Here is a 12,163-nt window from a genome sequence, read left to right on the forward strand (position 1 = left end):
CCCCACACACCCTTGGGTGCGTCTTATGCGGCGCCCTGGCGTGCCGTAAGCGCCAGCGCGTCGAGCACCACGCGGCGCAGCAGCGGCTCGTCGGCGATGCTCGCCACCTCCACATTGGCCGCCGCGCGGCGCGGCACGCGCCACTCCAGCACCGTCATGCCACGCGTGTGCTGGCCCTGGAGTTCGGCCACCATGTGGGCCGGCCGGAACTGCATGCCCGTGGGCGCCACCAGCGCTGCCGCGGCCGTGGGGTCGTACAGCGCCATCGGCGCGCTGCCGTCGGGGCTGGCGATGCGCACATAGCCCAGCAGCAGGTCGGCCAGCACCTCGGCGCGTTCGGTGCCGATGCCGCGCAGGGCCTCGGCATCGGCCGCATGCACCCGCACCTGGCGGCAGGCATCGAGCCCGACCATGCGCAGCGGCACGCTGGCGTCCAGCACCTGCTGGATGGCCTCGGGATCGACCGCGGCGTTGAACTCGGCCACCGCCGTGTGGTTGCCGGGGCCGGCGCTGCCGCCCATCCACATCAGCAGGCCGATGCGCGCTGCGAGCTCGGGCCGCGTCCGCAGCACGGTGGCCATATTGGTCAGGGGCCCGAGCGCCAGCACGGTGGCGGGCTGCGGCGCATGCGCCAGGTAGTCGGCCAGCGCGCTCACGCCGTCCCGTGCGGCGAGCGCTGCGCGCGCGGGCGGCAGGCCACGCCCGGCGGATTTCATCGCGTCCTCGCCCAGGATGTTCTGTGCCGTGACCAGGTCGCCGGCCAGCGGCTTGTCCAGGCCCCGGTGGATCGGCATGGTCCAGCCGAAGAACGCGGCGGCGCGCAGCGCGTTGTCGGTCACCACCTCGATCGGCGCATTGCCGGCCACCAGCGACAGGCCCTCCACCGTCCAGCCCGGCGCGGCGGCCACGGTCAGCACGGCCGCGAGGTCGTCGAAGCCCATGTCGGTGTCGATCCAGACGCGCGGCATCAGTCTTCCCGCAAGTGCACCGCCTCGGCCAGCGGCAGGTCGAAGCGCAGGTTCTGCTGCAGCGCGAAGCGCGGCGCCTGCGGCAGCGTCTGCGCCTTGAGCGGGCCGGCTGCGCAGTCGATCAGGTATTCCACGGCTTCGCCGAGGTAGGACGCGCCCACCACCCGGCCCTCATAAGGCCCCTGCCCCAGCACCACGCTGCGCGGGCGCCAGGCCAGCGCATGCACGGCGGGCAGCGCCGCGCCCTGCGGGGCCAGGGCACCCGCGGTGCCGGCCAGCGCGCCGTCGCGCACCCGGAACAGGTTCTCGATGCCGACGAACTGCGCGACGAAGGCCGAGACCGGACGCTCGTAGATCTCGGCCGGCGTGCCCTGCTGGGCGATGCGGCCCGCGCGCATCACCACCACGCGGTCGGCCAGCGCCAGCGCCTCGACCTGATCGTGCGTGACGTACATCATGGTCACACCGAGTTCGCGCTGCAGGCGCTGCAGCTCACTGCGCATCTCCAGGCGCAGCCGGGCGTCGAGGTTGGACAGCGGCTCGTCCAGCAGCAGCAGGCGCGGCCGCACCACCACCGAGCGCGCCAGCGCCACGCGCTGCTGCTGGCCGCCCGAGAGCTCGCGCGGCAGGCGCTTCTCGAAGCCGGCCAGGCCGACCAGTGCAATGGCCTCCAGCACGCGGCGCCGCAGCTCGTCCGACCCCACGCGGCGCAGCCGCAGGCCGAAGGCCACGTTCTCGAACACCGACAGGTGCGGAAACAGCGCGTAGGACTGGAACACCAGCCCCACTTCGCGCCGGTTGGCCGGTACGCGGGTGATGTCCTGCCCGCCCAGGTGGATGCTGCCGCCCTGCGGCGCCAGCAGGCCGGCGATGGCGCGCATGGTGGTGGTCTTGCCGCAGCCCGAGGGCCCGAGCAGCGCCAGCAGTTCGCCCTCGGCCATGGCCAGATCGAGGCCGGGCACGGCCACCTGGCCGCCATAGGCCAGCGTGAGCTTGTCGAGCGAAAGAAACGGTGTGGACATGGCGGGTTCAGACATAGCGAGATAGCCCCAGCAGGCGTTCGGCCACCAGCACGATGGCCATGGACATCAGGGCCATCAGCGCCGACAGCGCGGCGATCGAGGGGTCGTAGACGAATTCCATCGAAGCCAGCATGTCGATCGGCAGCGTGGTGATGCCCGGCCCGGTGAGGAACAGCGACACCGGCACCTGGTTGAACGAGGTCACGAAACCGAGGATGAAGGCCGCCAGGATGGCGTTGCGGATGTTGGGCAGCACGATCTTGAAGAAGGTGTCGAGGCGGCTGGCGCCCAGCATCACGGCCGCCTCCTCCACGTCGGTGCGCAGGTTCTCCAGGCTCGCGGTGACCACGCGCACCGCATAGGGCACGACCAGCACCGTGTGCGCCAGCACCAGCGCCAGGGTGACCGGCATGTCCAGCGGCACCACCGCGTGGCGCAGCAGCGCCAGGCCCACGATGATGCCGGGCACGATCACCGGCGTCAGCACCACGGTGCGCACCGCCTCGCGCCCCGGCACGCGGTAGCGCGCCAGGCCGTAGGCGGCGGGCACGCCCAGCAGCAGCGCCAGCAGCGTCGAGCCCACGCCGAGTTCGAGCGAGAGCACGAAGCTCGCGCGGAAATTCTCCATGCCGAACACCGCCTCGACCCAGCGCAGCGACAGGCCCTGCGGCGGGAACGCCAGCGTGTCGCCGGCTGACAGGCCCGCGGCCACGATCACCGCGAAGGGGCCCAGCAGGAACAGCAGGACGGCGAACAGAACAGTCAGGCCGGCGGCGCGCATGCGCATCACCTCCCGCGCGCGGCGGACGCGCGCTTGAGCACGGCGTGGGCGACCACGCTCATGACGATCAGGATCACCGCGATGACGCTGGCCGAGACGAAGTCATTGGCCACCGAGACGCGCTGGTACAGCAGGGTTTCGAGCATCAGCACCTTGGAGCCGCCGAGCACCGCCGGCGTGATGTAGGCCGTGATGGCACCGGTGAACACCAGCGTGCCGCCGATCACCAGGCCCTCGCGCGTGAGCGGCAGCAGCACGCGCCAGAACACGGTGAGCCAGCCCGCCCCGAGCACGCGCGCGGCCGGCACCACATCGGCCGGCAGATTCTCCAGCGCGCTCACCAGCGACAGCACCATCAGCGGCAGGAACAGCTGCACCAGGCCGATGAAGACCGCGGTCTCGGTGAACAGCAGGCGCAGCGGCTCCGGCGACAAGCCCAGCCCCACGATGGCCTGATTGACGATGCCGGTGCGCCCCAGGATCACGATCCAGGCATAGGTGCGCGCCACCGGCGAGATCATCAGCGGCAGCACGAACAGGCCGACGAAGCGCCCCTTCCAGGACGGCCCGGCCTGCACGATGGCCAGCGCCACCGCATAGCCGATGGCCGCCGAAACCAGCGTGACCACGGCGCCCAGGCGCAGCGTGCGCCACATCACCTCGCGGTACAGCGGCTCGGCAAAGAAGCCGGTGAAGCGGCCCAGGCCCCAGCCGCCGCCTTCCAGCGTGAAGCTGCCCGACAGCAGCACCGCTACCGGCAACAGGAAGGCCAGCGCCACGAACAGCACGGCGGGCGCGGCCAGCGCCATGCCGATGCGTCGGTTGTCGAACACGCTCAGGGCTCCCGGATGTCAGTCGCCGCCCTCAACGGGCAATTCTGGCGTTCCACCCGTTCACCCAGTCCTTGCGATGCAGCAGCATCTGGGTCGGCGGGATCAGGTTCAGCGCCTTGACCGTGTCCTTGCCGTAGGTCAGCACCTCGGCCACCTCGGGCGGCAGCTTCACGTCCTTGTTGGCCGGGCTGTCCACCAGGTCCATGGCGATGCGGGTCTGGGCCTCGGTGGAGATCCATTCGTTGATGAAGGCATAGGCCAGGTCCTTGTTCTTCGCGCCCTTGGGGATCACCAGCACATTGGTGCCGCCCGTCAGGCCTTCCTTCGGCGTGGCCCAGGCCAGCGGCATGTTGAGCTTGCGCACCAGCGGCCAGTTGAAGCGGCCGGTGACGGCGGCGTAGATCTCGTCCTGCTGGAACAGCTGCACGAGCTGGGCCGAGCGCTCGTAGAAGGTGACCACGTCGCCCTTGATGCCGGCGACCTTGCCGATCGCGGTGGAGAAATCGGGCGAGGTGCCGCCGAAAGCCTTGTCCACCATCATCAGCATCAGCGGCGCCTGGGTGGTGGTGATGTTGGGCAGCGCCAGCCGGCCCTTCAGCTCGGGCTTCCAGAGGTCGGCCCAGGAGTTGATCTTCACCTTGTCGCTGCGGTAGATGATGCTGGTGGCGAAATAGGTGTAGCCCACGCCGTAGTGGTTGCCGATCGGGTCCTTGGCGAGGTCATACAGCTTGCCGTAGTTGGACAGCCGACTCACATCGATCGGCTCGATCAGGTCCTTCTGCGCGGCCTCCAGCGCCGAGAAGTCGGCCAGCACGGCCACGTCCACCTCGGGGTTGCCCTTGCGTGCTTCCAGTTTGGCCAGCCGGTCGGCGCTGTTGCCGACGTTGACCACCACCTTGCACTTGCACTTGGCCTCGAAAGGCGCATAGAGGTCCTTGCGCAGCAGGTCCTGGCTCACGCCGAAGGCCGACAGCACCAGGGTGCGCTCCTGCGCGGCAGCGCCGCTTGCCAGCAGCACGGCGGCCGCCAGGCCCAATCCACAACGAACGACAGCCTTCATGGCAACCTCTTGTCTTGGCAAACGGACCGCGCAGCGTGGCGGCGAGCAACGACTATACCGCCGCCCAGGCCGTCCCGCGCCATAAAGATAATGGTTTAATTTGATACGTTCATCACATGAATTTATGAGCAAGATTGCCCCCGCGCCGCTCCATGGCGGCCCTTCGCGCCAGCCCACGCTGCGCCAGCTGCGCGGCTTCCAGGCCGTGGCGCGGCATGCCAGCTTCAGCCGGGCGGCCGATGCGCTGGCGCTGACCCAGCCCGCGCTGTCGGCCGCGATCCGCGACCTCGAGCAGTTGCTGGAGGTGACGCTGTTCGTGCGCAGCACCCACCGCGTGGCGCTCACGCCGGCCGGCGAGGCCCTGCTGCCGCAGGTCGAATGGCTGGTCAACAGCTACGGCCACGGCGTGGCCGCCCTGCACCAGACGCTGGCCAGCCAGGCGCGCAGCCTGCGCGTGGCCGCCCTGCCCTCGGCCATGCACCTGCTGGCGCCGCCGCTGGCCACGTGGCACGCCCGCAACCCCGACGTGGCCTTGACGGTGCGCGACCCCCTCAACGACGACCTGGTGGCCGCCGTGCATACCGGCGAGGTGGACATCGGCCTGGGCACCGACCTCGACCTGCCCACCGGCATCGACACGGTGGCCGTGGCCAGCGACAACCTGGTGGCGGTGCTGCCGCGCCAGCATCGCCTGGCGGCGCGCGCCACGCTGCGCTGGCGCGACCTGCTGGGCGAGCGCCTGGCATTGTTCGCGCGCGGCAGCACCTACGACCTGGCAATGGCCACGCTGCGCCAGCAGGGCGTGGCGCTGGGGGGCACCGAGCGCATGCTGTACAGCGAGTCGCTGTTCAGCCTGGTGCGCAGCGGCCTGGCGGTGGGCGTGATCTCGCGCCTGTACACCCACGGCCTGCGCGCCGACGGCCTGAGCGTCAAGGCGCTGGGGGCGCCGGCCATCACGCGGCGCATCGTGCTGATGGCGCGCGGCCCGGCCCAGCTGCGCAGCCCGACCGTGGCGGACTGCCTGGAGCACCTGGCCGGGGCACTGCGGGCCTGAGAGCCTGTTCGCAGTCTCTAGGAACGGCGGGCGGCCCGCCCCTCAACCGGGCGGCCGCTGCGGCGAGCGCACATGCTCGGGCCGCACGCCGACACCCACCGCCCAGGCCGGCAAGGTGCGCAGGCGCGGGAAGCGGTTCAGCAGCCTGAGCGGCCAGGGCACGGCCAGGGGCGGCCTGCCGGCGGCCTGGCCGGCCGCCAGCACCGGCGCCAGCACGCGGTCCTGGATCGCCACCTGCACCGCCTGTGTCAGCCGCGTGGGCCACAGCCGCCGCTGCTGCACGCGCGCCAGCAGCGGCGTGAGCGCGTCGGCCGTGCACGCGGCATCCGCCAGCGGCGCCGCCAGCAGATTGGCCGCGGCCACCGCATCCTGGATGGCGAGGTTGATGCCGATGCCGCCGATCGGCGACATCGCATGCGCCGCATCGCCGATGCACAGCAGGCCGGGCCGCCACCAGCGCTCGAGCCGGTCCACGCTCACGCTCAGCAGCTTGACGTCATCCCAATGGGCCAGCGCCGCGCCCAGGCGCGCCGACAGCAGCGGCGCGATGGCGGCCAGCTCGTCCCGGAAGGCCGCCAGCCCGCGCGCGCGCAGCGCCTCCATGCCGCCCTTGGGGATGACGTAGGCGCACTGCCAGTAGCTGCGGCGGTTGAGCATCACCAGAAACCGGCTGGCGTCGATGCGCATGCCCGTGGTGGTCGGATCGTCCGGCTGCCGGGGCAGGCGCATCCAGAGCACGTCGATGGGCGCGCCGAGGTCGCGCACCACCAGGCCCGCCGCGGCGCGCAGGGCGGAATGGCGGCCGTCGGCGCCCACGACCAGGTCGGCGGCGACTTCCAGCACCTCGCCCGTGGGCTCGCCCGCCGGCGTGCGCAGCGCGGCGCGCACCCCGTTGACGCGGCCGACGGCAGACTCCAGCACGCCCACGGCCTCGGCATTCAGCACTAGGCGGAAGTTCGGGTAGCGCACGGCCTCGTCGCGCAGGAAATCCAGGAACTCCCACTGCGGCACCAGAGCGATGAAGCGGCAACCGGTGCGCAGGTGCGAAAAATCGGCCACCACCACCTCGGTGCCGCCCACCACGGCGCGCAGCTCGCGCACCGGATCGTGCGGGCGCGCCAGGAAGGCTTCGAGCAGGCCCAGCTCCCGCATCACCTGCAGCGTGGACGGGTGCACGGTGTCGCCGCGAAAGTCGCGCAGGAAGTCGGCGTGCTTTTCCAGCACCAGCACATCCACCCCAGCCCGCGCCAGCAGCAGCCCCAGCATCAGGCCGGCGGGGCCGCCGCCGGCAATGCAGCAACGGGTGGAGAGTGCAGTGGCCATGGAGTGCCAGCTTAGCGCCCGCCCCCAGCCGCCACAAGGGGCCTTCGGCCAGGCTGGATACAAGGCTTCACAAAACTGCGACGGCGCGCCACCGGCCGTTCACCCGCGCCGGCCACGATGGAGCCACTTCATGTCCAGGAGCTCACCATGATCAAAACCCCCGTCGCCGCCCTCTGCCTCGCGCTGGCCTCGCTGGCCGCCATCACCGCCACCCCGGCCTCGGCCGCGGTGGCCATCTCGGTCCAGGTGGCGCCACCGCCGCCGCGCTTCGAAGCCATGCCCCACCCGCGCCGCGGCCAGATGTGGGTGCCGGGCCACTGGGAGTGGCGCGGCCATCGCTACATCTGGATGGGCGGCTACTTCGTGCAGGCCCGGCCCGGCTATCGCTACATGCAGCCCCACTGGGTCCAGCGCAATGGCGGCTGGGTCATGCAGCGCGGCGGCTGGGCCCGCGGCGACCGCGGCCGGCCCTGAGCGGCAAGCCTTGCCATGGGTGCGTCACTGCGTTTTACGGGGATCACCTGCCGGCACAATAGGGGGCAACGGCCCCCGGGCCGCCCCGCCGCGATGGATGTAACAGCCATCTTTACACGATGGCATGGCACCTGGCGCCACCATTGCAGTCCTACCGGCTCACCCGTTTTCGGAGATTCCATGAACTTCAGCGCTTTTTGCCTTGCCCTGCCCCTGTCGCTTTCCCTGCTGTCGCTGCCGGCGGCGGCACAACTGAAGATGCCGTCGACCTCGCCCTCGGCATCCGCCCCCGCCGCGCCGGCCGCGGACAACGCCACCGCGGCTGCCACGGCCGAGAAGGAAGCCGCCGGCCTGCGCGCCGCCGCGAACTGGCTGCTGCTGCTCGACACGCAGAGCTGGAACCAGGCCTGGCAGCAGGCCGGCCAGCTGTTCCGCAGCACCATCCCGCTGGCACAGTGGACAGAAGGCATCCCCAAGGCCCGCGCGCCGCTGGGTGCGCTGCAGGAGCGCCAGCCCGAGACCGTGGGCTACAAGACCCAGTTGCCGGGCCGCCCGGACGGCGAGTACGTGACGGTGGTGTTCGCCAGCAAGTTCGCCAACAAGCCCGATGCGGAAGAAATCGTGACGATGGCCCGCGAAACCGACGGGCAGTGGCGCGTCACGGGCTACGCGGCGCGCTGACCGCCCGCAAGCCGCCCTGGGGCTGCTGCGCCGGCGCTCAGTGTCCGTGGTGCGCCAGCCCCCCGACCAGGCTCACCAGGACGATGCCGACCAGCAGCCACACGATCTGCGCCGCCGTCTCGCGCGCGCTCAGGCGCTTTTGCAGCTGGGGGATGAGGTCCGCCAGCGCCACGTAGATGAAGCTGCTGCTGGCCACCACCAGAAAGTACGGCAGGTAGTCGTGCAGCTGCCCGACCAGGAACACCCCCACCAGGCCGCCCAGCGCCGTGGTGGTGCCGGCCAGCGAGACCTTGACCAGCGCGGCGCGCGAATTGCGTGAGCTCTGGCGCAGCACCACGAGGTCGCCCATGTGGTGCGGCACCTCGTGCGCCAGCACGGCCAGCGCGGCCACCAGCCCGAGGCGCAGGTCGGCGACGAAAGCCGATGCGATCAGGATGCCGTCGCCGAAGCAGTGCACGCTGTCGCCGGTGAGCACGGCCCAGCCGCCGGTCCTGGCCGGGGGATGCGCATGGCCGTGCTCGTGACCCTGATCGTGGTCATGGCCCTGCCCGTGGTGGTCGTGGTGGTGCTCGTGCCCATGGTGCCACAGCTCGGCCTTGTCCAGCAGGAAGAAGAACACCACGCCCACCAGCAGCGTGGCGAACAGCTCCTTGGCGCCAGCCGGGGACTCGAAGGCCTCGGGCAGCAGGTTCATGAAGGCCGTGGCCAGCAGCGCGCCGGCGGCCAGGCTCAGCAGATGCTGCGGGCCGATGGCGCCCGGGCGGGCCGGGCCGGCCTGCAGGCCCAGCCGCATCAGCAGCGCGGCCAGCCACACGCTGCCAATGCCGGCGGCCAGCGTGGCGAGGAGGGTTGCTATCAAAGTCATAGCTACAAAAGACCAGGGGACAAGGACCTCTGGCCATTTTCCTTATAAAACGACAAAAAAAGGCCGCTTGCGCGGCCTGCAGGCGGGCGGCGGCGGCTCAGGCCACGCCGTGGGCCTGGAACCAGGCCAGCGCGCGCTTCCAGCCATCCTCGGCGGCTTCCTTGCGGTAGCTGGGCCGGTAATCGGCGTGGAAGGCGTGCGGCGTATCGGGGTACACCACGAACTGCGAGGCCTTGGAAGCGGCATTGCCCGCGGCAAGAGCTGTGTTCATCTTATCAATCGTGTCAAGGGGGATGCCGGGATCGGCCCCGCCGTACAGGCCCAGCACCGGCCCGTGCAGGCTGGCGGCGAGGTCGATCGGGTTCCTGGGCGTGAGCTCGTTTTGCGCGCCCACCAGCCGGCCGTACCAGGCCACGCCGGCCTTCACCGGGCCCTGGGCCGCATACAGCCACGTGATGCGGCCGCCCCAGCAAAACCCGGTGATGCCCACGCGCGCGAGGTCTCCGCCATGGGCGCCGGCCCACTTGACGGCGCCGTCCAGGTCGGCCATGACCTGGGCGTCCGGCACCTTGGACACCACCTCGGACATCAGCTTGGCCATCTCGTTGTACTGGCTCGGGTCGCCCTGGCGCGCATAGAGTTCGGGCGCAATGGCCAGGTAGCCGGCCTTGGCGAAGCGGCGCGCCGTGTCGGCGATGTACTCATGCACGCCGAAGATTTCATGGACGACCAGCACCACGGGCAGGTTGGTCTTGCCGGCGGGCGCCGCGCGGTAGGCCGGCACCTTGAAGCCGTTGACCTCGTAGGTGATCTCGCCCACGGTCAGGCCGTCGGACGAGGTCTTGATCGCGGTCTGCGCCATCAGCGGCCCCGCGGCGGCGGCGTAGCCTGCCCCCAGGGCGGCCTTGAGGGCCGTGCGGCGGGTCGGGCCTTCTTCCGTGGTGGTGCCGGGCAGCAGGGAATCGAAGTCTTGGCGCATGCGAGTCTCCTTATGAATAAAACGGTGGTGGATTCTAGGCAGGGCTTGGGGTTCCCGCCACTGGCAGGGTCTTGCCCGCCCCACCGCCCCTCAACCATGGGCCGCAGGCCTATACTGCACTGCAGCATCGGCTTGCCACACAAGGAGATCGCGTGACAGCATCTGCAGCAAGAGCCAAGCCTGGCGCGAGCCAGGAGCAGCGCACCCTGGTGCTGCAGGGCGGCGGCGCCCTCGGGGCCTACCAGGCCGGTGTGTATGAGGCGCTCGATGCGCACGGCCTGCAGCCGCAATGGGTGGCCGGCATCTCGATCGGCGCCATCAATGCCGCCCTCATCGCAGGCAACCCGCCCGAACGCCGCGTGGCGCGGCTGCGCGAGTTCTGGGAGGGCGTCTCCTCCAACCTGCTGGCGCCCACCCTGCCCCGCAGCTATGGCATCGCGGCGCGCGAACTGTTCAATGAATCCAGCGCGGCCCTGGTGGCGGCCCTGGGCGTGCCGGGCTTCTTCACGCCGCGCGTCCCGCCCGCGCCCTTCCAGCCGGCCGGCACCCCGGGCGCTTTGAGCTACTACGACACCGCCCCGCTCGAGCAAACCCTGGAGCGGCTGGTGGACTTCGACCTGATCAATTCGCCCGACCCGCGCCACCGCGTGCGCCTGTCGGTGGGCGCGGTGAACGTGCGCACCGGCAACTTCGTCTACTTCGATTCCGACGGCCAGGACACCGTCACGCCCCGCTCCGGGCGGACCCGGCTCATCGGCCCGCGCCACATCATGGCCAGCGGCGCGCTGCCGCCCGGCTTCGCGCCGGTGGAGATCGAGGGCGAGCACTACTGGGACGGCGGCCTGGTCTCCAACACGCCGCTGCAGTACGTGCTGGACCAGCCCCTGCAGCACGACATGCTGGTCGTGCAGGTTGACCTGTTCAGCGCGCGCGGCCCGCTGCCCACCAACCTGAGCGAAGTGGCCGGCCGCGAGAAGGACATCCGCTTCGCCAGCCGCACCCGGCTCAACACCGATGTCATCGCGCAGCGGCAGGAACTCACCCACGCCGCCCAGCGGCTGGCCCGCAAGCTGCCGGCCCGATTTGCCGACGATCCCGACCTGCGCGCGCTGCTGGAGGCCGGCTCGCCGGCGGCCATCACCATCCTGCACCTCATCCACCGCAGCAAGCTGTACGAGACGCAGTCCAAGGACTACGAGTTCTCGCGCGCCACCGTGCAGGAGCACTGGGCCGCCGGCGTAGCCGACGTCCGGCGCAGCCTGGCCGACGAGCACTGGATCTCGCGCGGCCGGCCCGCCGCCGGCATCCGGACGCTGGACCTGACCCCGCCCCTCAAGGCCTGACCCCCACAAGAGAAAGCACGCCATGAACATCAGCGATGTGCGAAAAAAGGCCTTCTCGATGCCGCTGACCAGCCCCAGCTACCCGCCGGGGCCGTACCGGTTCAGCCGCCGCGAATACCTCATCATCACCTACCGCACCGACCCCGAGGCACTGCGCGCGGTGGTGCCCGAGCCGCTGGCGTTCGACGAGCCGCTGGTCAAGTACGAGTTCATCCGCATGCCCGACTCCACCGGCTTTGGCGACTACACCGAGTCGGGCCAGGTCATCCCGGTCACGCTCGATGGCGTGGCCGGCGGCTACACGCACTCGATGTACCTGAACGACGACGCGCCGATCGCCGGCGGCCGCGAGCTCTGGGGCTTTCCCAAGAAGCTGGCCTCGCCCTCGCTGACCGTCGACAAGGACACCCTGGTCGGCACGCTGGACTACGGCGCGGTGCGTGTGGCCACGGCCACCATGGGCTACAAGCACCGCGCGCTGGACGCCGCCCAGGTGCTGCACACGCTGCAGGCGCCGGGCTTTTTGTTGAAGATCATCCCGCACGTGGACGGCTCGCCGCGCATCTGCGAGCTGGTGCAATACGAGTTGCTGGACATCGACCTCCATGGCGCCTGGACGGGGCCCTCCCGGCTCGAACTGTCGCACCACGCGTTGGCACCGGTGGCCGACCTGCCTGTGCGGGAGGTGGTGTCGTGCGTGCACCTGGTGGCCGACCTCACGCTCGGCCTGGGCCGCGTGGTACACGATTACCTGGCTCCCTGAGGCCCGCACGGCGAGCC

Annotated in this window: 13 protein-coding genes; 5 read left to right on the forward strand and 8 right to left on the reverse strand. The window is 70.7% G+C overall.

Features of this window, described 5'->3' with window-relative positions; all coding sequences use genetic code 11:
- Positions 1–23: 23 nt before the first annotated feature.
- Genes MMF98_RS12910 through MMF98_RS12930 form a run of 5 tightly spaced genes read right to left on the reverse strand, consistent with a single transcriptional unit; the run spans position 24 to position 4,664 of the window.
- Positions 24–968: a nucleoside hydrolase gene (locus MMF98_RS12910; protein WP_243306676.1), complete on the reverse strand. Its 945-nt coding sequence runs from the start codon at positions 966–968 to the stop codon at positions 24–26.
- On the reverse strand, positions 968–1,990 hold the full coding sequence (locus MMF98_RS12915; RefSeq protein ID WP_243306677.1) for an ABC transporter ATP-binding protein: 1,023 nt from the start codon (positions 1,988–1,990) through the stop codon (positions 968–970). The genes MMF98_RS12910 and MMF98_RS12915 overlap by 1 nt, the downstream gene beginning before the upstream one ends.
- 7 nt (positions 1,991–1,997) lie before the next feature.
- Positions 1,998–2,771 carry an ABC transporter permease gene (locus MMF98_RS12920; RefSeq protein ID WP_243306678.1) on the reverse strand — a complete coding sequence of 258 codons (774 nt, stop codon included), beginning with the start codon at positions 2,769–2,771 and terminating at the stop codon, positions 1,998–2,000.
- 5 nt (positions 2,772–2,776) lie between these two features.
- Positions 2,777–3,604, reverse strand: coding sequence for an ABC transporter permease (locus tag MMF98_RS12925; RefSeq protein WP_243306679.1), 828 nt, complete (start codon positions 3,602–3,604; stop codon positions 2,777–2,779).
- A gap of 31 nt (positions 3,605–3,635) precedes the next feature.
- Positions 3,636–4,664, reverse strand: a complete 1,029-nt coding sequence (locus tag MMF98_RS12930; RefSeq protein WP_243306680.1) for an ABC transporter substrate-binding protein — start codon at positions 4,662–4,664, stop codon at positions 3,636–3,638.
- A 124-nt stretch (positions 4,665–4,788) separates the two neighbouring features.
- On the opposite strand from MMF98_RS12930, the gene MMF98_RS12935 reads away from it, so the two are divergent.
- Positions 4,789–5,718 carry a LysR family transcriptional regulator gene (locus MMF98_RS12935; protein ID WP_243306681.1) on the forward strand — a complete coding sequence of 310 codons (930 nt, stop codon included), beginning with the start codon at positions 4,789–4,791 and terminating at the stop codon, positions 5,716–5,718.
- A gap of 42 nt (positions 5,719–5,760) precedes the next feature.
- On the opposite strand, the gene MMF98_RS12940 is transcribed toward MMF98_RS12935, so the two are convergent.
- Complete coding sequence (locus tag MMF98_RS12940; protein WP_243306682.1) at positions 5,761–7,041, reverse strand: FAD-dependent oxidoreductase; 1,281 nt, start codon at positions 7,039–7,041, stop codon at positions 5,761–5,763.
- A 147-nt stretch (positions 7,042–7,188) separates the two neighbouring features.
- Here MMF98_RS12940 and MMF98_RS12945 point away from each other — a divergent pair, with 147 nt between their 5' ends.
- Positions 7,189–7,515 carry a hypothetical protein gene (locus MMF98_RS12945; RefSeq protein WP_243306683.1) on the forward strand — a complete coding sequence of 109 codons (327 nt, stop codon included), beginning with the start codon at positions 7,189–7,191 and terminating at the stop codon, positions 7,513–7,515.
- Positions 7,516–7,695: 180 nt separating this feature from the next.
- The gene (locus MMF98_RS12950) at positions 7,696–8,196 is read left to right on the forward strand and encodes a DUF4019 domain-containing protein (RefSeq protein ID WP_243306684.1); all 501 of its coding nucleotides are present in this window, start codon (positions 7,696–7,698) and stop codon (positions 8,194–8,196) included.
- 37 nt (positions 8,197–8,233) lie between these two features.
- Here the strand turns inward: MMF98_RS12950 and MMF98_RS12955 are convergent, their stop codons facing one another.
- Positions 8,234–9,061: a ZIP family metal transporter gene (locus MMF98_RS12955; RefSeq protein WP_243306685.1), complete on the reverse strand. Its 828-nt coding sequence runs from the start codon at positions 9,059–9,061 to the stop codon at positions 8,234–8,236.
- 97 nt (positions 9,062–9,158) lie between these two features.
- Positions 9,159–10,040: a dienelactone hydrolase family protein gene (locus MMF98_RS12960; RefSeq protein ID WP_243306686.1), complete on the reverse strand. Its 882-nt coding sequence runs from the start codon at positions 10,038–10,040 to the stop codon at positions 9,159–9,161.
- 152 nt (positions 10,041–10,192) lie between these two features.
- On the opposite strand from MMF98_RS12960, the gene MMF98_RS12965 reads away from it, so the two are divergent.
- Positions 10,193–11,383, forward strand: a complete 1,191-nt coding sequence (locus MMF98_RS12965) for a patatin-like phospholipase family protein (RefSeq protein WP_243306687.1) — start codon at positions 10,193–10,195, stop codon at positions 11,381–11,383.
- Positions 11,384–11,405: 22 nt separating this feature from the next.
- Entirely contained in the window at positions 11,406–12,146 is a 741-nt protein-coding gene (locus MMF98_RS12970; RefSeq protein ID WP_243306688.1) for an acetoacetate decarboxylase, read from the forward strand.
- The last annotated feature ends 17 nt before the right edge of the window (positions 12,147–12,163 follow it).

The organism is Variovorax terrae (assembly GCF_022809125.1).
GTDB classification, from domain to species: domain Bacteria; phylum Pseudomonadota; class Gammaproteobacteria; order Burkholderiales; family Burkholderiaceae_C; genus Variovorax_A; species Variovorax_A terrae.